This window comes from Sphingomonas sp. So64.6b (assembly GCF_014171475.1).
Lineage (GTDB): Bacteria > Pseudomonadota > Alphaproteobacteria > Sphingomonadales > Sphingomonadaceae > Sphingomonas > Sphingomonas alpina_A.
In genome coordinates, this window is the sequence record NZ_CP048817.1 from 1,901,490 (window position 1) to 1,919,878 (window position 18,389).

Genomic DNA, 18,389 nt, shown 5'->3' on the forward strand with positions numbered 1-18,389 from the left:
TGCATGACTCCTCGCCTGCTGTTCGCCGCATCGCTGATCGCGCTGATCGCCGCCGCCCCACCACCAAAGGGATTGCCGCCGCTCACCGCGCAGACCGAGCGATCTGGCGGTGCGATCGATCCCGAGCGGGCAAAGCAGCAGCTTGATACCGTGGATCTCGCGATCGAGGTCATGCCGGCCAGTCAGACGATCGCCGGGGTTGCGACGCTCAACATTACCGCCAAGGCGCCGCTCGCCCGATTGCTGCTCGATCTCGACCGCAACTTGCCGGTCAGCGCCATAGCGATCGATGGAAAGGCCCTGCCGCGATCGGCTTGGTCCAATCCCGAAGGCAGGTTGATCGTCGATCTACCGACGCGCGTGGAGACGGGGAATAAGGTCAGCGCGCGAATCACCTATGGTGGCACCCCGCATGTCGCGGTCAACGCGCCCTGGGACGGCGGTTTCGTCTGGTCGAAAACCCCCGCCGGTCTGCCCTGGGTCGCGACGGCGGTTCAGGGTGAGGGATGCGACCTGTTCTGGCCCTGCCTCGATTTCCCGACCGCCGAGCCGCAATCGATGGACCTGCACATCACCGTGCCCAAGGGATTGAAAGCGCCGTCGAATGGCGTGTTAACGGGCGTCGACAAGCTGGCGGATGGACGCACGACCTGGAACTGGCGAGTCAAGCATCCCAATACCTATGCGATCGCCCTCAACGTCGCGCCGTACGAGGAGATTTCGGGAATTTACAAGAGCCGCTTCGGCAATACATTTCCGATGAGCTATTGGTATCTGCCGGGCGAAGAGAAGCAAGCCAAAGCGCTGTTCGCCGAATTCGCGCCGACGATCGACTTTTTCGAAAGCACCGTCGGTCCGTATCCGTTTGGCGACGAGAAGGTCGGCGTGGTCGAAACCCCGCACAAGGGCATGGAACACCAGACGATCAACGGATATGGCAATGGTTATGCCAAGGCGCCCGAGGGGTTCGACTGGCTGTTTCAGCATGAGTTCGCGCATGAATGGTTCGCCAATCAGCTGACCGCCGCTGACTGGGACGATATGTGGCTGCATGAGGGTTATGGCACATACATGCAGCCGCTCTATGGCCGCTGGCGCGAGGGCGATGGCCGCTATGCCGCGATGATGCTGGCGAACCGCGTGGACATCGTCAATCGCGCACCAATCGTCTCCGGCAAGCCGCGCAGCGAGGAGGATGTCTATCAGCTCGACAAAGGCGGACCGGGCATCGACATTTACTACAAGGCATCGTGGATGCTCCACACGTTGCGCTATCTGATCGGCGACCAGGCGTTTGGCGATGTCACGCGGCTTGCTGTCTATGGCCGCACGGATCCCAAGCCGGGCAATTTCCAACCGCGCTACAGCAGCACGGAAGAGTATCAGCGCTATGTCGAACAGGTTACCGGCAGTGATTGTCGCTGGTTCTTCGACGTCTATCTACGCCGGGCTGCATTACCCGAGCTGATCGAGACGCGCGATGGCGGCAAGCTGACACTGACTTGGACGGTGCCGGACAATTTGCCCTTCCCTATGCCGGTTGAGGTGCAGATCGACGACCGGACCGTCCAGCTGGCGATGACCAGCGGCAGCACTATGATCGCCGTAGCGCCCGGCGCGCATGTCGTGCTCGACCCGAACAGCCGCATTCTCAGGCGCTCGATCGCGGTCGAGGAAACCCAGGCATGGCGCACCGCCAACCCACCAAAGGGGACGAACAAATGAGCCTGGTGAACAGCAGCCCGGTCGGCCTGCCCGGATTGGCCGTGATGGCGACCGGCTTCGCGCTCTTTCTGTTGTCGCTGCTCGTCGCACGTAGCCGGTCGGCGAGCGATGCGGGCAAACAGAAGAAATCCTCGCGCTCGCTTGCCGGCATCGCGGTGCAGGGGATCGCGATCGGTTATGCCGGATTCGGCCCGATCGACGTCGCGCTCGATCCGCTGTCGCCCTTCGCGTTGGGTCAGGCGATTCTCATCGCGATATTGATGGCGATGGTCATAGGCCTGTTCCTCACCTCGGCACGCGCGCTGGGGCGAAACTGGAGCCTTGTTGCCCGCACCCGATCGGACCACAGTCTGGTGATCGATGGCCCCTTCGCGCATGTCCGCCACCCGATCTATATCGCCCTGTTCCTGCTCATGATCGCGCTGGCGGTCGCCTTTGGCCATCCGCTCCATCTGCTGATCGGCGTGCCACTCTACGCGCTCGGCACTTGGTTGCGCATCGCCGAGGAGGAACGGTTGCTGCGCGAGATGTTCGGCCAGGACTATGATCGCTATGCCGCACGCGTGCGACGTTTCGTGCCGGGAGTATTTTGATGTCGCAGCGACCCATCCGATACCATTCGCCGAACAGGCGGCGCCATGGCGCGCGCTGAACGGCTGGCCCAGCTCGACGAGCGCCGGATCGAGATCGAGGTCGAGTATCGTCAGCTGCTGGTCGCGGCTCTGGAGCGCTGCGCCGCCGGCAAATGGGGCCTGTTCGGTCATGGCAAGGATCGCCAGATGATTGCACTCTGGGCGCCGACGATCGAGGAATTGAACGATCTCGCCGATCAGATCGACGAAGCCCGGGATCGCCTGGGTTTGCCGATATTCGACCTGCACGCCGAGTTCCTGGCATCGCGCGGCCGGGCTGACCCCAGCGCGGTCGGCGAGCCGAAACAGGCAAAAGCCTGGTTGGCGAAACTGGCGCTGTCGCAACCTTGACCGATTAACTCCCCCTGGGCGCCGGATAAATCACGACGAACCCGGTCTCGCCTACGATCATTCGCGATCGTGCGATCTGGTCGGCGGACAGCGGCAGACCGGCCCAGCCCGCCAGCTTTGCGGGCGATTCCGGCAAGTGCTGTTCGATCCACAACAAGGTCGGACAGTTGGCGGCGATTTGAGCGCTTCGTTCGGGCTCGATCACGAACCCGGCCCGTGCCGCGACATATTCATGACCGAACCGCACCACCCGCGCCTCATTTGCCATGATCATTTGCGGCGGATTGTCTTGTGGAATGACCCAGCGTGGCCGGACATGAACGACGGTGCCGGGGCAACGCCGCACGATCTCGCCAATCGGTGTCGCAGTCGCGTTCCATTGCCCGACGCGCGCTTGCCTCGCAAAGGACAAGCCGATCGCGGTGACCGACGCCAGGAGCGACAGGAGCACGAGCCAGCGATGCCGCATGATCACCTCGGCCGACAGAGCCGCCAGCAGCGCGGCACTGAATGGCGCCATCGCGATAAGATAGCGCGGGACCAGAAATGGCCTGATCGAATTCGCAACGAGCAGGATCGTCGCGGTGGCCAGGATCGCTGCGGCCGCGATTAGCGCAAAAGTGATTGCTCCGGCGGCAGGACCGGTCGAGCGCTTACGGAATAGTCGCGCGGCAATGCCCCAAAGGGCGGTAGCCACGACGATCAGGTTGAGCATAGGCCGAACCGACCAGCCGCTTGACGTGACGGATAGCGGTTCGCGTGTCTGTAGTCGCCCAGAAGGCGCTCGCGGTGGTTTTTAGGACCGACTGTTCCACCAGATAGGAGGCGATCAACGGCAGCGCGGCAAGGATCGCGACGACCAAGAGCCTCGTCGCCCAGGTGCGCTTGCCTAGCACCCACCATGAGACGATGAACGACGCGATGATCGCACCTGTGATAAACGCCGAGAAATAATGCAGGTTGAAGGCGATCAGCACGGTAATGCCGAGAAGGATCAACAGCCCGCGATCCTGCGCCGAATAGTCCTCGGCTCGGGTCGTAATCTTGAAAAAGGCGGTGGCCAGCACCGTCCCTGCCGCTAGTTGCGTCATATAGGCCCGGTGCTCGATCATCGCATCGAAGGCGTGAGTCGTACCCAGAACGAGCAATGTGAGCACCGCGGTGAAGTTGCGCACCTTGGGATCGGATCGGGCGAGACCAATCATCGCGCTCCCGGCCAGGACGATGGGCACGACGTTGAGCGCACGCCGGGCGAACAGATCGTCACCAATAAGAGGTGAAGACAGCCAGGTCAGCGCGTAGACGGCGGATGATTATCTTTCAGCCATCGGTCAACCAGCGCCTGCCAAAAGCCCAAATCATGATGACCGAAATAGAGCGACCAGACCTCGTCATACCAGATGCCACGATGCCAGGCGATCCAGCCGGTCGACGCCAGAAAGACCAGTAACGCCAGAAGCACCGCTACTGCGACGGAGAGAGTGGATGGCGGCGCGGTACATACCGCGCGCAGCTTTTCGAATATGCCACCCGCCAATGGTGATGACTGTTTCATCGGTTCCGTATCGCTGGAAATATCAATTACCTTGTGCCGCTTGGCGCGAAATTACCGGCCTGAACTACGCGGGCCGCATCATCGACCAGAAACGCGGGCCGCCCTTGGCCACCTGCCACTCCGCGGTCAAGTCAAACCCAAGGCCGCGATAGAAACCAATATTATGCTCGAGCGGCGTTTCCAGATAAGTCGGCAAACCACTTCCGGCAATTCGGTCGAGCCCTGCCTGAACCGCCGCTTTCCCCAACCCGCGTCCTTGCATCGCGGGATCGCAGCCGGCGATGTGCAGATACCAATAATCACCCTTCGGCAAATGCGCGTCGATCGCGTCGGACACGGCCAGTGCCCGCATCAGGCCGCCACCGAGCGCATGGAGCATCGGCCCTGCGCTGCGCACCATGTCCAGGCGGCTGGTGTGCGACCGTCCCGGCCCTCGCCAGAATGTCGCCGCCGCGCCACCGGCCGTGACCAGGCGCATGCCGGCCGCTGCATCCTGATCGAATAGCAACCCGAACAGCCGGGCTGATCGCTTTGCGCGAACCACGGGGTCGGTAAAGATGAAACACATTGCCGGATCTTCGGCAAAGGCGCGCGCGAGCATCGCTGCGACCATTGCCCGATCCGCCTGCGCGGCCAGCAGTGTCGCCGGCGCGTCGGTCACGGCACGACCGTCGTAAAGAGATAGGCGGCGAAAATCACCAAATGCACCGCGCCCTGCAGGACGGTGGTGCGCCCGGTACCGAGCGACAGGATCGAGACCATCAGCGATAAAGCGAGCAGCGTGATGCCCTTCGCGTCGATGCCCAGGGTCAGCGGTAGGTCGAGCGTCAGCGACACCACCGCAACGCTCGGAATGGTCAGACCGATCGTCGCCAGTGCGGAGCCGAGCGCGAGGTTGAGACTGGTCTGCAGCCGATTGCGCTTTGCCGCGCGATAGGCCGCCAGGCTTTCGGGCGCGAGTACCAAAGCCGCGATCGCGACCCCGACCAGCGCCAGAGGCAGGCCAGCGCCGACAACCGCCTTCTCGAGCGTCGGAGCCAGCCCCTTGGCGAGCAGCACCACCGCGACCAGCGCAACGAGCAACAAGCCGAATGCCGTCCAAGTGGTTCGGTCCGAAGGCGGCTCCGCATGCGCATCTGCGGGGAGCGCGCCAGTGTTCGCGGGCAGGAAATAGTCACGGTGCCGCACCGTCTGTACCAGCACGAAGGTGGCGTAGAGGATCAGCGACATCACCGCGACGAACGCGAGTTGGCTGTCCGAATAGACCGGCCCCGCAACCGTCGAGGTAAAATTGGGCAGGACCAAAGTCAGCACGGCCATCGCACCGAGCACGGCAAGTGTCGCGCTTACCCCGCGCTGGACGAAGCGTTGCTCGTGATGACGCGCGCCGCCCGCGAGCAGGCACAGTCCGACAATGCCATTGAGGATGATCATCACTGCGGCAAACACCGTGTCGCGCGCGAGTGTTGCATCTCCTCCCCCATCGGCGAGCATCAGCGAAACGATCAGCGATACTTCGATCACCGTCACCGAAATCGCCAGGACCAGCGTGCCGAACGGTTCGCCGATACGGTGGGCGACGACCTCGGCATGATGGACTGCCGCAAGCACGCAACCGATCAGGATCAGTGCGCCGATACTCGCGCCGATGCCGCCGAGTTTCGCAACCGAGGCGAGTACAGCAACCAGTCCGACCGGCGGCAGAAGCGCGGACCAAAGCGGCAGGCTGGGGTTACGGGTCATGAGACCGCGCCCCCGATATGGTCCGCGGCGCGATCAGCAAGGAAGCCGGCCGGCGCGCGATCACGCGGCGCCGGCGCCCGCCTTGTCTTTCTTGGCATAGACGCGGATCGGCTCCTTGCGGCCCTCGATCACGTCGCCGTCGATCATCACTTCGTCGACACCGTCCATACCAGGCAGGTCGAACATCGTGTCGAGCAAGATGCCTTCGAGAATCGAGCGCAAGCCGCGAGCGCCGGTCTTGCGGTCGATCGCCTTCTTGGCGACCGTGACCAACGCATCGTCAGTGAAGCCGAGCTTGACCTGCTCCATGTCGAACAGCTTCTGATATTGTTTGACCAGAGCATTCTTCGGCTCGGTCAGGATCGTCACCAGCGCCGGCACGTCGAGATCCTCGAGCGTCGCGATCACCGGCAAACGGCCGACGAACTCGGGGATCAGGCCGAATTTCAGCAGATCCTCGGGCTCGACAGCCTTGAGCGTCTCGCCGGTGCGGCGTTCCTCAGGGCTGGCGACATAGGCGCCGAAGCCGATCGACTTGCCCTGCAGGCGGTCGCCGATGATCTTTTCGAGGCCGCTGAACGCGCCGCCGCAAATGAACAGGATGTTGGTCGTGTCGACTTGAAGGAATTCCTGCTGCGGATGCTTGCGCCCGCCCTGTGGCGGCACCGACGCGGTGGTGCCCTCCATCAGCTTGAGCAGCGCCTGCTGCACGCCTTCGCCCGACACGTCGCGCGTGATCGAGGGATTCTCCGCCTTGCGGCTGATCTTGTCGATCTCGTCGATGTAAACGATGCCGCGCTGCGCCCGCTCGACATTATAATCCGACGCCTGGAGCAGCTTGAGGATGATGTTCTCGACATCCTCGCCGACATAACCCGCTTCGGTCAGCGTCGTCGCATCGGCCATGGTGAACGGCACGTCGAGGATTCGCGCCAGCGTTTGGGCGAGCAAGGTCTTGCCGCAGCCAGTCGGGCCGACGAGCAGGATGTTCGACTTGGCAAGCTCGACATCCGCGCCCTTCTGGCCGTGGTTGAGGCGCTTGTAATGGTTGTGCACCGCGACCGACAACACGCGCTTGGCGCGCTTCTGACCGATCACATAATCGTCGAGCACGTCGCAGATCTCCTGCGGCGTCGGCACGCCCCCATCCTTCTTGGAGACGAGCGCGGACTTTGTCTCCTCGCGAATGATATCGTTGCAGAGCTCGACGCACTCATCGCAGATGAACACGGTAGGGCCTGCAATGAGCTTGCGCACCTCGTGCTGCGACTTGCCGCAGAACGAGCAATATAGCGTGCTCTTCGAATCGCCACCGCTGAGCTTCGTCATTCAAATCATCCTTCGCAGCCCCTTTGGGCGTGCTAGTGCGGGCGGCCATGGTAGACCGCCCGACTTCAATCCTACAATAATCAAAATCATCTTACGATGAATGGTGTCAAAATTCGCCTTACGATGCCGGGAGCACCGGCGTGCCGGATTCGTCCGTGACCGCCGGACGCTTGTCGAACACCTCATCGATCAGGCCGAATTCCTTGGCCTCATCCGACGACATGAACTTGTCGCGATCCATCGCGCGCTCGATCTCCTCGACCGGCTTGCCCGTATAGTGCGCATAGAGCTCGTTCATCCGGGCCCGGATGCGCAGGATTTCGCGCGCCTGGATCTCGATGTCCGATGCCATGCCCTGCGCGCCGCCCGAGGGCTGGTGGATCATGATGCGCGAATTGGTCAGCGCGACGCGCATGCCCGGTTCGCCGGCGGCGAGCAGGAAGCTGCCCATCGAGGCGGCCTGTCCCATGCACACCGTGCCGACGCGCGGCCGGATATACTGCATGGTGTCATGAATCGCCATGCCCGCCGTGACGACTCCGCCCGGCGAGTTGATGTACATGAAGATATCCTTCTTGGGGTTTTCCGACTCCAGGAAGAGCAACTGCGCGCTGATGACCGAGGCCATATGGTCCTCGACACCACCGGTCACGAAGATGATGCGTTCACGCAGCAAGCGCGAATAGATATCGAAACTGCGCTCACCGCGGTTGGACTGCTCGATCACGATCGGGACCAGGCCCGACTGAGGATCCTGCGCAGCGAAGCCGGCGGTAGTGAGGGGACGCATGAAGTCGCCGGTGTCGAACGGGTTATGCATGGAAGTCTTGAATCCTTTATGCCCTTGCGGGCTCATACATCGGCCTTGGCGAAAGCGAGTTCAAGCCCCGTTGCCCGGCGCGGGATGTGCCAGATAGGCCAGCCGCCGCATCTCGCGCCGTCCGCGCACCACCGTATCGAGGATCAATCCCGCGAACAGGTTGAGCGATGCGAGGATCGTCAGGCCGGTCAGCAGGATCGCGGTCGGGAAGCGCGGTACGAGATGCGTCTGCATATAGGTCAGCACCAGCGGCACCGCGAGAATCGCCGCGGCAAGCGCGAGCAGTCCGCCGATGATACCGAAGAACAGCATCGGCTTCTCGATCCGGTAAAGCGTCGCAATGGTGCGGGCGATGCGGAACCCGTCGCGATAAGTGTTGAGTTTCGATTCCGACCCCTCGGGCCGCGCATAATAGGGCGTCTCGATCTCTCCGACCGGCATTTTCAGCTCGAGCGCATGGACGCTGATCTCGGTTTCGATCTCGAATCCTGACGAGAGGACCGGAAAACTCTTCACGAAACGGCGCGAAAACACGCGATAGCCGGAGAAGATGTCGGTGAAACTGCGCCCGAACAGGCGCGCGAGAATGCCGGTCATCGCGCGGTTGCCGAGCTGATGCCCGCGGCGATAGGCGGCCGTCTCCTGCGTCACGCGCGAACCGACGACCATGTCGAGCTGCTCGTCGAGCACGCGCGCGATCAGCGCCGGCGCTGAGGCGGCATCATAGGTCGCATCGCCATCGGCCATGACATAGATATCGGCATCCACGTCCGCGAACATGCGACGGACGACATTGCCCTTACCCTGGGTGCGCTCGCTGCGAACGATCGCACCGGCAGCCTTGGCGACTTCGATCGTGCGATCACGGCTATTATTGTCATAGACGTAGATCGCCGCGTCGGGGAGCACCGCGCGAAAGCCGGCGACCGTCTGCGCGATCGCCGCCTCCTCGTTGTAGCATGGCAGCAGCACGGCAATGCTGGGCTTGCTAGCTGTCTGCATCACAACACCCCTTTGTCACTCCCGCGAAGGCGGGAATCCCGCTGCCTTGCCCCGCCGCTCGAATAAGAAGCGGGATCCCCGCTTTCGCGGGGATGACGGTAAAACGTATCAGGCTCAGGCCTTCTTCGCCGCTGGCTTCTTGGCAGCAGGCTTTTTCGCCGGCGCAGCCTCTTCGGCCGGAGCCGCTTCGGCCTTCGGCTTTGCCGCCTTCTTCGCAGGCGCCTTTACCGGCTCCTCGACGACCTCGGCAGGAGCCTCGGTCTTCTTGGCTGCGGCCTTCTTTGAAGACTTGGCCTCGACCGGTGCTTCTTCGGCTGGCGCAGCTTTTTTGGCCGCGGCCTTCTTCGCCTTGGGCTTGGCGCCATGATCGTGATCATGGTCATGGCTGCAATCCGGACCGTGGACATGGCCGTCTTCGGATTCGATCGCCGCTTCCAGCTCTTCGCGACTCACTTCACGATCGCTGATCGTCGCCTTCTCAAACAGGAAGTCGACTACCTTGTCCTCGTACAGCGGCGCACGCAGCTGGGCGGCCGCCATCGGCTCCTGCTGGACATAGGCCATGAAGCGCTGACGATCCTCGGGGCCGTACTGTTGTGCGGCCTGCGCGATTAGGCGGTTCATTTCCTGCTGGCTGACTTCGACGCCATTTGCCTGGCCGATTTCCGACAGGAGCAGACCGAGGCGCACGCGGCGCTCGGCGATGTTGTGATAATCGGCGCGCTCGGATTCCATCTCGGCGAGTGCCGCCGCCGGATCTTCCTCATGGCTGGCCTCATGCTCGAGCTGCGACCAGATCTGGTTGAACTCGGCTTCGACCATCGATGGCGGGACCGGGAAATCATGACCCTCGGCGAGCTGATCGAGCAGCTTGCGCTTCATGTGAGTGCGTGTCAGGCTGTTCAGTTCCTGATCGATCTGCCCTTTGAGCAATCCCTTGAGCTGCTCAAGGCTTTCGAGGCCGAGCGAGGTTGCCAGTTCGTCGTCGATCTTGGTCTCGCCGGCGGTCTTCACCGACTTGATCTTCAGGTCGAACGTGGCGGGTTTGCCCTTCAGCGTGTCGACATTGTAATCGTCGGGGAAAGTCACGTTGATCTGGCGCTCGTCGCCGGTCTTCACGCCGACGACCTGGTCTTCGAAACCGGGAATCAGGCGGCCGGTGCCGAGTTCGACCGACATGTCTTCGCCTGTGCCGCCATCAAACGCGACATCGCCGACCTTGCCGAGGAAATCCATCACCACAAGATCGCCGATCTTGGCCTTGTAAGTGGCCTTGGCGTCTTCCCAGCGCTTCTGCTGGTCGGCGAACTTCTGCAGTTGCTCGTTCAGCGCGGTTTCGTCGGTCGCGACGGTCAGGCGTTCGAGTGTCAGGCCATCGATCGAGGGAGTCGGCACATCGGGCAGGACTTCCAGTTCGACCTTGAGCTCGGCATCCTTGCCGGGCTCATAATCATTCTCGAGGCTCACCGACGGCTGCATCGCGGGACGCAGCTTCTGCTCGGCAAGGAGCTGCTGCACGCCTTCCTGGATCGAGCTGTTGAGCGCGTCCTGCGCCAGCGCCGGGCCGTGCATCTTGCGCACCAGATTCGCCGGCACCTTGCCAGGGCGGAAACCGGGCATGCGCACTTGTGGTGCAACACGCTTCAGTTCGGCATCGACCTTGGAATCGATGTCCTTGGCGGTGATCTTCAGCGTGTAGGCGCGCTTCAGGCCCTCGTTCAACGTCTCGACAGTCTGCATGGTAACTACTCAAACCTTATACGAAAATTCGAAGGAGCAAGGGTCCCGCCCAGAGTAGCGGGACTGGTGCGGGCGAAGGGACTCGAACCCCCACATCTTGCGATACCTGGACCTAAACCAGGCGCGTCTACCAGTTCCGCCACGCCCGCATGGGACACCGCCGATTGCGCGGCGTCTATACCAGCCCCGCGTCGCGGGGCAAGCGGCAAGCCATAGCAATATCGCGACCGGTGGCAAGTACCGAGGCAACCAGCCCGGTCCCGGGGCGTTAAGGCGGCAAGGAGAATTAGCATGGCCACCACCCCACCCACTGAAGTGCCGCCGCAGCCGAGTCAACCTGCTCAGCCGGAACAGGCCCCGCCCGAAGTCGGCCCGACCGCGCCGGATATCGATATTCCGGCACCGCAGCCCGACAACAATCCGGGTAGTGCGCCCGGGCAACCGGTAGACCTTGGAGATTTTGCGTGAACGACCGCGACTCCCGTCCCGATAGCCCGCCAAGCAACGACAATGACTCCGGTGAAGACCGCCGTAGCGATATCGAACAGATCGTCGAGGCGCGGAAGGATGCGGTCGAGCGTGGCGAAGGCGGGCGCGAGCCTGATTCGTTCGCTTCGCCTGGATCGCCGGACGGCGTTGGTGGTACCGGCGGAGTGACGAAGAATCAGGAGGACGACGCGCAATAGGATTCTGGGCGCGCGGGATAGCCCGAGAAAGATGCACCCGCGGCGCGAAATGCGGCACGGGTGCATTTCAACTGTATGGGCGTGGGCGGTTACTTCTTCACCGGCCTGATCACCGCAGTTTCCGCGAGCTTGTTGAACAGGTCGATCGAAGCATCGTAATAATGAATTATCGGTGCCTCATAAGTGATCATGTACAAATTGCCGCCGATCACCGCGCCGGCTGCCTCCCCTTTGCGCCGCACTTCCTCCCCTTGAATGACAAAGCTGTATGTGAAGTGGAAGCCAGGACTGCCGGCGAATATGGCCGGCTTCACCGCGTCGATTGTCATCAGCGACGTGCCGACCGATACGCGATAGCTGCTTTCAAACAACTGCGCGATGTCCGGGATCAACATCGTTGACGAGAATCGCGGCAACGGCTCAGTTTTCTTCTTGGCGTCCTTGAACAGCGTCGTGTTGTTCGGAATGCCGCCATAAAAGGTCACATCATTCAAGGTCAGGCCGTCGAGCGTCCAGCTTTCCGCGTTACGGCCGGGTCGCGCACCCAGACGGTTCCAGTCGACCGACGGAGTGATCGTCAGTCCCGACTTCGCCACTGCGATCGGAACGCCGGCAGGCATCAACTTGTATCCGGCAATCGCCGGCGCGGCGATGACACTGACAGCGGCAAGGCCAAGTATCAGTTTTTTAAGGCTATTCATGGTCATACTCCTGCCAACATGGCGATCATGGCTTTGTCGGATGCGTCGGGACGACGGTCCAGATAATCTTTGAGGGCGGCCTGTCCTTCGGCCTGCGATCCGGTGCGCAGCAGCGTAAGTCCCAATCCGCGCCAGGCCTCGACTGACGCTTCGGATCCTTGAGTCGCCTGACGATAAAACCCCACCGCCGCCGTAAGGTCCTCGGGCCGCCCCCGCGCCCGGTACAGCTCCCCGCGGGCATAGTTCAGACTCGGGGTCCAGCCATCCGTAGCCAGGAAGCCGATCAGATATTCGGTTGCGCCGAAATCGTTGAGCTTGATCTGATCGTCGATCAGGCTCGCCCACATCGGGGCCAGCGCCGCGCGATACTCCTCGCGGTTCAATATCGGCCTTCCCATCGGCGTAGTGCTGGCGCCTAGCGCCTTAAGCGCCGCAAGGCGCTCGGTGGTCGGTGGATGGCTGGCAAACATGCCGCCATTCTTGTCCTTGCGGCTTTTCGTGTTGCGCGCGACCGCCGTGGCATCCGCCTCGGCGCCGATCTGCTCCCAGATTCGCGACGCGGCCATCGGATCGTAACCGGCCTTGGCAATCATCTGTACCGACAGGGCATCGGCCCTCGCTTCCATCTCGCGCGAAAACCTGAATAACGCACTGATCTCGCCGAGCGCGAATAGCGCTCCGACCAAACCGAACATGGCGAGAAAGGTTGCCGACGCCGCCTTGGCCTTGGCCTGGCGAAACAACATCAGCGAGTGCCGTTCCTTAAAGTGTGCGAACTCATGCGCCAGCACCGCGGCGAGCTGCGCTTCGTCACGTGTCCGCAGGAACAGGCCCGACCAAATCTGCATCGCGCCGTTGGGCGCCATGTTGGCGTTGAAATAGGCCGTGCGCATCAGATAGATGCGAATGCTCGCGCATTCTGGCCCGACCGTCTTGCAGAAGACGCGATGGACATAATCGTTGAGCAGCGCTTCGCGCATTACAAAATTGGAGGTTTTGAGCTTCCGCTCCTCCTCTTCCATTTGCATCCACAGGCCGCGTTCGTCCTTGTCCTGCGGCACATATACCGCCGGAACAGGCTGCGGCTCGACCGATACGATGATGTCCGGTTGCGTCGTGCCGGCCTGCGGTGCTGGTGTGGTCGTCTGCGGCGGCACGGTCGCCGCGCACAGCGTGGTCGCCATCACCGCGAGCGTTACCGCCCGACGGCCAATCATTTCGCGGCGACCACCGGTTCGGTGCGTCCGGGCAAGCCGGCGAGCAGCTGCCCGACCCGCTTCGTCGCGCCCTCGGCGGTGCGCACGTCACCGCCCATTTGCGGATCGGCGTTGAACCAGATCACATCACCGGTCTTGAGGTCGACAAGGCCGGCCTAGCCGACATGGATGCCCGGGACGATCGCCACACCGAACATCGCGCCGAAAATCTGCGCCGTCTTGCGGCCAGAAGAACCATAAGCGTCATGGGTGAAGAAGAAGAGTGCGTAATCGGCCCCCGCCATCTTCCCGATCCGCGCCGTGCCGTTACCCAGCGTCCAGTCGAAACGCGTCTTCTTGGTTGGCAATCGCTGACCAACAAAAAGTTTGTGGACCTGGATCGATTGCGCGACCGCGCTGAACAGCGCGCGATATTCGGCAAGATAGATGCCATCATCGCCCTCGGGATCCTCAGGGAAGATGACTTTCGCACCGGAAATCGTGTCGTTCGCCTTCATCTGTTCGGCGATCAATCCACGAGCCGTCGCGGTCCAGTCGGCATTGGGCTCATCGACCCCGCCGGTCGTCAGCGTGCCGACATGAACATCCGGCCGGAACACGGCGATTGTCACCTGACGATCGACCGGAAAGGCGAATCCGTCACGAACCGCCGATCGCTCCTGCGCCACGGCGGTAGACGACATCAAAAATACGGCAGCAAATGCCGCGATAAAGCGCAAAACCATAATCCCCCCGACCCCTCGAAGCCGAATCTTTCGATCCGCCAAGTGCGGGTTTGGCAATCGGGCAAAAATTAGGCAAGCGCCTTTTCAGCGATGCGTTGGCGGCGAGACTTTCTGCCTCGCCGCCGAGGGACGATCAGCCCAGCGCCTTCTTCAACAATTCGTTGACCACGCCCGGATTCGCCTTGCCGCCCATCGCTTTCATCGTCTGGCCGACGAAGAAACCAAACAAAGCCCCCTTACCGCCGCGATATTGTTCGAGCTGATTGGGATTGGCCGCCATGACGTCGGCGATGACCTTTTCGATCGCTCCGGTATCGCTAGTCTGTTTCAGGCCGCGTTCCTCGACGATCGCGTTCGCCCCCTGCCCGGTTTCGAGCATGATCTCGAACACCTGCTTGGCGAGCGTGCCCGACAGCGTTCCGTCAGCGACGAGGCCGAGCAATTCGGCCGCCTGAGCAGGGCTGACGGGGCTCTCATCCAACGCCTTTCCGAGTCGGTTTAGAGCGCCGAACAGTTCGGAGGTTAGCCAGTTCGCCGCAGGCGCAGCCTTGGCACCGGCGTCAAGCATTTCGTCGAACCAGCTTGCCGTTTCAACCTCGGCGGTAAGCACCGCTGCGTGATAGGGCGTGACGCCCAGTGCCTCGTACCGCGCGCGCTTGGCGTCGGGCAGTTCCGGCAGGCTCTCGCGACATTCGGCCAGGAACGCTTCGTCGAGTTCCAAAGGCAGCAGATCAGGATCGGGAAAATAGCGGTAATCATGCGCGTCTTCCTTCGAGCGCATCGACCGCGTCTCGTTGCGATCGGGATCGTAGAGGCGCGTTTCCTGAACGATGCGCCCGCCTTCTTCGAGCACCCCGACTTGGCGGCGCGCTTCCTGCTCGACCACCGCCATGACGAAGCGGACTGAATTGACGTTCTTGGTCTCGGTCCGGGTGCCGAGCGGATCACCCGCCTTGCGCACGCTGACATTGACGTCGGCGCGCATCGAGCCTTCTTCCATATTGCCGTCGCAACTACCGACATAGCGCAGAATCGATCTGAGCTTACGCAAATAAGCTCCTGCTTCTGCTGGAGAAGCCATGTCCGGCTTGGACACGATTTCCATCAGAGCGACGCCCGAACGATTGAGATCGACATAGGATCGCGTCGGATGCTGGTCGTGCATCAACTTGCCCGCGTCCTGCTCGACATGGATGCGCTCGACACCGATGCGCTTGCCGCTGGCATCGGGGTTCTTTTCATCGAGGCTGATGTCGATCGCGCCTTCGCCGACCAGCGGGTGATAGAGCTGGCTGATCTGATAGCCCTGCGGCAAATCGGCATAGAAGTAATTCTTGCGGTCGAAGCGCGACCATTTGTTGATCTGCGCGTCGATCGCCATGCCGGTGCGCACCGCCTGGCGGATGCATTCGCGGTTGGGCACCGGCAGCATGCCGGGCATCGCCGCATCAACCAGCGACACCTGCGTGTTGGGCTCCGCGCCGAACGTCGTGGCCGCGCCCGAGAAGAGCTTGGCGTTCGACGTGACCTGAGCATGGACTTCAAGGCCGATCACGACCTCCCACTCGCCCGTGGCGCCCTGAATACGATAGTCGCTCATTTCCGATTCCGATGATGAATATAATGGATGGCGGTCAGCACGGCGTTGCTGCCGAGCAAGGCGATGACCCAGCATGCGGCCAGTATCCGCAGGATCACCACCTCAAAACCGAGCGAACGCCCCTGTGTATGGGCAGCGACGGCAGCTGCCGCCGCCATGCCCAGGAACAACAGGCCGAGGCGGAACTCTCCGCGCAGGATCACGCTGTTGCCGACGCACAGCCCGATGATGAAAATGGCGATGAAGATGAAGAATTTCGCCAGCCCAGCATGATTGAACGGGCCGTTGTCGATCTCGGCCAGCGAATTGCCGATATAGGCGCTGAGGATCGCGCCGAACGCGACGTTCAACGCGGTCTGAGCTTCGCGCAGGACTTCGAGGTTGCGGGCATAGAATCCGTCCGGCGCTACCACCACGCCTCCGATCGTGCAGTGAAGACAGCACATTTTTCAGTGACACAGGTTTTAACAGTAATCGCCACCGCACCGCCGATGGCAGCTCGGTTGCAAGTCACCCGCTGAATGCGAAAGGACGATTCAATCATTTCTTTCGGCCCTGCCTGTGCCGTTTCGGACGTGGCTTCCGTTTCGTCTTAGAAGCGCCAGCCCGACGCTTGAAACCCAGTTTCACATTCGCGATCAAGCCGATGAGCCCTTCGCCGACGAGCTCAAAAACCAGCCGCCCGAAAACTCTCCTACCACCACGCCTCCGGACGCGCCACGAACCCGGCGCGTTCCTCCAGCGCCAGCCCCGCGTTGAGCACGCCCTGCTCATCAAGCGCCTTGCCGATGATCTGCAGCCCGAGCGGCAGGCCGCTCTTGTCGAGGCCGCCCGGCACCGACATCGCCGGCAGGCCGGCGAGCGACGAGGGCACGGTGAACACGTCGTTGAGATACATCGCCAGCGGATCCGCCAATTTCTCGCCCAGCGCGAACGCCGCCGACGGCGCAGTCGGGGTGAGCAGCAGGTCGCAACTTTCCCAAGCCCGGTCGAAATCGCGCGCGATCAAGGTCCGGACCTTTTGCGCCTGGGTGTAATAGGCGTCGTAAAAACCGGCCGAAAGCACATAGGTGCCGATCAGGATGCGCCGCTTGACCTCGGGCCCGAAGCCCGCCGCACGCGTCGCCGCATACATATCCAGCAGATTAGCGCCTTCAGGCAGATCGCGCAGGCCATAGCGTACGCCGTCATAGCGCGCGAGGTTGGACGAGGCTTCCGCAGGCGCGATGATGTAATAAGCGGGGAGCGCGTATTTGGTGTGCGGCAGCGAAACCTCGACGATCTCCGCGCCGGCATCCTTCAGCCAATCGATGCCCTTCTGCCATAGTGCGTCGATCTCGCTCGGCATATTGTCGACGCGATATTCCTTCGGGATGCCAACTCGCTTGCCGCGCAGATTGCCCGACAGGCCCTGTTCCCATCTGGGGACGTCGAGCTCGAGCGAGGTCGCGTCCTTCGGATCGAAACCCGACATCGCCTCAAGCATGATCGCGCAGTCCTTGACGTTGCGCGCCATCGGCCCGGCCTGGTCGAGCGATGAGGCAAATGCCACGACACCCCAGCGCGAGCAGCGGCCATAGGTCGGCTTGATCCCCGATATGCCGGTGAATGCGGCGGGCTGACGGATCGAACCGCCGGTATCCGTGCCGGTCGCCGCCGGGCACAGCCGCGCGGCGATCGCCGCTGAACTGCCACCCGATGAGCCGCCGGGCGCGAGAGGCGCGTTACCGCCGTCTGCCCGCCGCCAGGGCGAAATGACATTGCCGAACGCGCTGGTCTCGTTCGACGATCCCATCGCGAACTGGTCCATGTTGAGCTTGCCGAGCATGCCGGCACCGGCATTCCACAGCTTGCCCGACACGGTCGATTCGTATGGCGGGGTAAAACCTTCGAGGATATGGCTCGCCGCGGTCGAGGCGACGCCCTTGGTGCAGAACAAATCCTTCATGCCGATCGGCACGCCGGCCAGTGGCTTGAGCGCTTCACCCGCGGCACGCGCGGTATCCGCTTCCTTGGCGGCGGCGATGGCATGGTCGGGGGTTTCGACGAGAAATGCGTTGAGCGCCTTGGCCCGGCTTACCTTGACGATGAACGCGTCCGCCACTTCGCGGGCCGAGAAAGTGCCGAGACGCACGCCGTCGCGGATCGCCGCAACACCCAGATCGGTAAGGTCAGTCATTATTCGATCACCTTGGGCACGGTGAAAAATCCATGTTCGGCCTGTGGCGCGTTGGACAGCACCGCGTCGCGCACGCCGCCGTCGGTGACGACATCGTCGCGCAGGCGAAGATGGTTGGGGATGACCGCGGTCATCGGCTCGATGCCGGTGACATCGACCTCGCCCAACTGCTCGATCCAGCCCATGATATTGTCGAGTTCGGGCGCGATACGCGCAGCCTCTTCCTCGGTGATCGCGATGCGGGCAAGGCTCGCGATCTTTCTGACGGTTGCGGTATCGACTGACATGGCGCTGCGGCTAGCAGAGGCCCCCGCGCCCACGCAACCTATTCGAACGGTTCGCCGCCCGGCCCGCCCCTTTTTCGCACCCAGTGAAACCGCATGC

Annotated in this window: 22 protein-coding genes and 1 tRNA gene; 5 read left to right on the top strand and 18 right to left on the bottom strand. The window is 62.3% G+C overall.

Going from position 1 to position 18,389, the window contains the following annotated elements:
• Positions 1–3: 3 nt before the first annotated feature.
• From G4G27_RS09120 to G4G27_RS09130, 3 genes are read left to right on the top strand one after another with little or no spacing between them, the layout of a single operon-like run.
• Complete coding sequence (locus G4G27_RS09120; protein WP_183113031.1) at positions 4–1,725, top strand: M1 family metallopeptidase; 1,722 nt, start codon at positions 4–6, stop codon at positions 1,723–1,725.
• Entirely contained in the window at positions 1,722–2,318 is a 597-nt protein-coding gene (locus G4G27_RS09125) for an isoprenylcysteine carboxylmethyltransferase family protein (RefSeq protein ID WP_183113032.1), read from the top strand. The genes G4G27_RS09120 and G4G27_RS09125 overlap by 4 nt, the downstream gene beginning before the upstream one ends.
• Before the next feature lie 45 nt (positions 2,319–2,363).
• Entirely contained in the window at positions 2,364–2,708 is a 345-nt protein-coding gene (locus G4G27_RS09130) for a hypothetical protein (protein WP_183113033.1), read from the top strand.
• A gap of 4 nt (positions 2,709–2,712) precedes the next feature.
• Here the strand turns inward: G4G27_RS09130 and G4G27_RS09135 are convergent, their stop codons facing one another.
• The 10 genes from G4G27_RS09135 to G4G27_RS09180 form a co-directional block, all read right to left on the bottom strand.
• Entirely contained in the window at positions 2,713–3,423 is a 711-nt protein-coding gene (locus tag G4G27_RS09135; RefSeq protein WP_210275217.1) for a hypothetical protein, read from the bottom strand.
• Entirely contained in the window at positions 3,362–3,940 is a 579-nt protein-coding gene (locus tag G4G27_RS09140) for a hypothetical protein (protein ID WP_183113035.1), read from the bottom strand. The genes G4G27_RS09135 and G4G27_RS09140 overlap by 62 nt, the downstream gene beginning before the upstream one ends.
• Positions 3,941–3,999: 59 nt before the next feature.
• Positions 4,000–4,263, bottom strand: a complete 264-nt coding sequence (locus G4G27_RS09145) for a hypothetical protein (protein WP_183113036.1) — start codon at positions 4,261–4,263, stop codon at positions 4,000–4,002.
• A gap of 64 nt (positions 4,264–4,327) precedes the next feature.
• Complete coding sequence (locus G4G27_RS09150) at positions 4,328–4,924, bottom strand: GNAT family N-acetyltransferase (protein ID WP_244624616.1); 597 nt, start codon at positions 4,922–4,924, stop codon at positions 4,328–4,330.
• Complete coding sequence (locus G4G27_RS09155) at positions 4,921–6,006, bottom strand: ionic transporter y4hA (RefSeq protein ID WP_183113037.1); 1,086 nt, start codon at positions 6,004–6,006, stop codon at positions 4,921–4,923. Before G4G27_RS09155 ends, G4G27_RS09150 begins: the two co-directional genes overlap by 4 nt.
• Before the next feature lie 60 nt (positions 6,007–6,066).
• On the bottom strand, positions 6,067–7,335 hold the full coding sequence (gene clpX / locus G4G27_RS09160; protein ID WP_034159405.1) for an ATP-dependent Clp protease ATP-binding subunit ClpX: 1,269 nt from the start codon (positions 7,333–7,335) through the stop codon (positions 6,067–6,069).
• A gap of 118 nt (positions 7,336–7,453) precedes the next feature.
• Positions 7,454–8,155: an ATP-dependent Clp endopeptidase proteolytic subunit ClpP gene (clpP, locus tag G4G27_RS09165; protein ID WP_183113038.1), complete on the bottom strand. Its 702-nt coding sequence runs from the start codon at positions 8,153–8,155 to the stop codon at positions 7,454–7,456.
• Positions 8,156–8,215: 60 nt separating this feature from the next.
• Positions 8,216–9,157, bottom strand: coding sequence for a glycosyltransferase family 2 protein (locus G4G27_RS09170; protein ID WP_183113039.1), 942 nt, complete (start codon positions 9,155–9,157; stop codon positions 8,216–8,218).
• A gap of 114 nt (positions 9,158–9,271) precedes the next feature.
• A complete protein-coding gene (gene tig, locus G4G27_RS09175; RefSeq protein WP_183113040.1) occupies positions 9,272–10,897 on the bottom strand; it encodes a trigger factor in 1,626 nt (541 codons plus the stop codon).
• Positions 10,898–10,961: 64 nt separating this feature from the next.
• Positions 10,962–11,046, bottom strand: a tRNA-Leu gene (locus G4G27_RS09180).
• A gap of 142 nt (positions 11,047–11,188) precedes the next feature.
• On the opposite strand from G4G27_RS09180, the gene G4G27_RS09185 reads away from it, so the two are divergent.
• Both G4G27_RS09185 and G4G27_RS09190 read left to right on the top strand, forming a co-directional pair.
• Positions 11,189–11,365: a hypothetical protein gene (locus G4G27_RS09185; protein WP_183113041.1), complete on the top strand. Its 177-nt coding sequence runs from the start codon at positions 11,189–11,191 to the stop codon at positions 11,363–11,365.
• On the top strand, positions 11,362–11,583 hold the full coding sequence (locus G4G27_RS09190; RefSeq protein WP_183113042.1) for a hypothetical protein: 222 nt from the start codon (positions 11,362–11,364) through the stop codon (positions 11,581–11,583). The genes G4G27_RS09185 and G4G27_RS09190 overlap by 4 nt, the downstream gene beginning before the upstream one ends.
• A gap of 89 nt (positions 11,584–11,672) precedes the next feature.
• Here the strand turns inward: G4G27_RS09190 and G4G27_RS09195 are convergent, their stop codons facing one another.
• The 8 genes from G4G27_RS09195 to gatC all read right to left on the bottom strand — a co-directional run bounded on the left by G4G27_RS09195 (position 11,673) and on the right by gatC (position 18,292).
• Positions 11,673–12,284 (bottom strand): hypothetical protein, encoded by a 612-nt coding sequence (locus G4G27_RS09195; protein ID WP_183113043.1) that lies wholly within the window; start codon positions 12,282–12,284, stop codon positions 11,673–11,675.
• A 2-nt stretch (positions 12,285–12,286) separates the two neighbouring features.
• Positions 12,287–13,501 carry a M48 family metallopeptidase gene (locus G4G27_RS09200; protein ID WP_183113044.1) on the bottom strand — a complete coding sequence of 405 codons (1,215 nt, stop codon included), beginning with the start codon at positions 13,499–13,501 and terminating at the stop codon, positions 12,287–12,289.
• Positions 13,498–13,626, bottom strand: a complete 129-nt coding sequence (locus G4G27_RS24310) for a hypothetical protein (RefSeq protein ID WP_267134686.1) — start codon at positions 13,624–13,626, stop codon at positions 13,498–13,500. Before G4G27_RS24310 ends, G4G27_RS09200 begins: the two co-directional genes overlap by 4 nt.
• Positions 13,627–13,656: 30 nt before the next feature.
• Complete coding sequence (locus tag G4G27_RS09205; protein ID WP_244624617.1) at positions 13,657–14,184, bottom strand: hypothetical protein; 528 nt, start codon at positions 14,182–14,184, stop codon at positions 13,657–13,659.
• 175 nt (positions 14,185–14,359) lie between these two features.
• On the bottom strand, positions 14,360–15,826 hold the full coding sequence (gene gatB / locus G4G27_RS09210) for an Asp-tRNA(Asn)/Glu-tRNA(Gln) amidotransferase subunit GatB (protein WP_183113045.1): 1,467 nt from the start codon (positions 15,824–15,826) through the stop codon (positions 14,360–14,362).
• A complete protein-coding gene (locus tag G4G27_RS09215) occupies positions 15,823–16,242 on the bottom strand; it encodes a hypothetical protein (RefSeq protein WP_244624618.1) in 420 nt (139 codons plus the stop codon). The genes gatB and G4G27_RS09215 overlap by 4 nt, the downstream gene beginning before the upstream one ends.
• Before the next feature lie 278 nt (positions 16,243–16,520).
• Positions 16,521–18,005 (bottom strand): Asp-tRNA(Asn)/Glu-tRNA(Gln) amidotransferase subunit GatA, encoded by a 1,485-nt coding sequence (gatA, locus tag G4G27_RS09220; protein ID WP_183113047.1) that lies wholly within the window; start codon positions 18,003–18,005, stop codon positions 16,521–16,523.
• Positions 18,005–18,292 carry an Asp-tRNA(Asn)/Glu-tRNA(Gln) amidotransferase subunit GatC gene (gatC, locus tag G4G27_RS09225; RefSeq protein WP_183113048.1) on the bottom strand — a complete coding sequence of 96 codons (288 nt, stop codon included), beginning with the start codon at positions 18,290–18,292 and terminating at the stop codon, positions 18,005–18,007. Before gatC ends, gatA begins: the two co-directional genes overlap by 1 nt.
• Between the last annotated feature and the right edge of the window lie 97 nt (positions 18,293–18,389).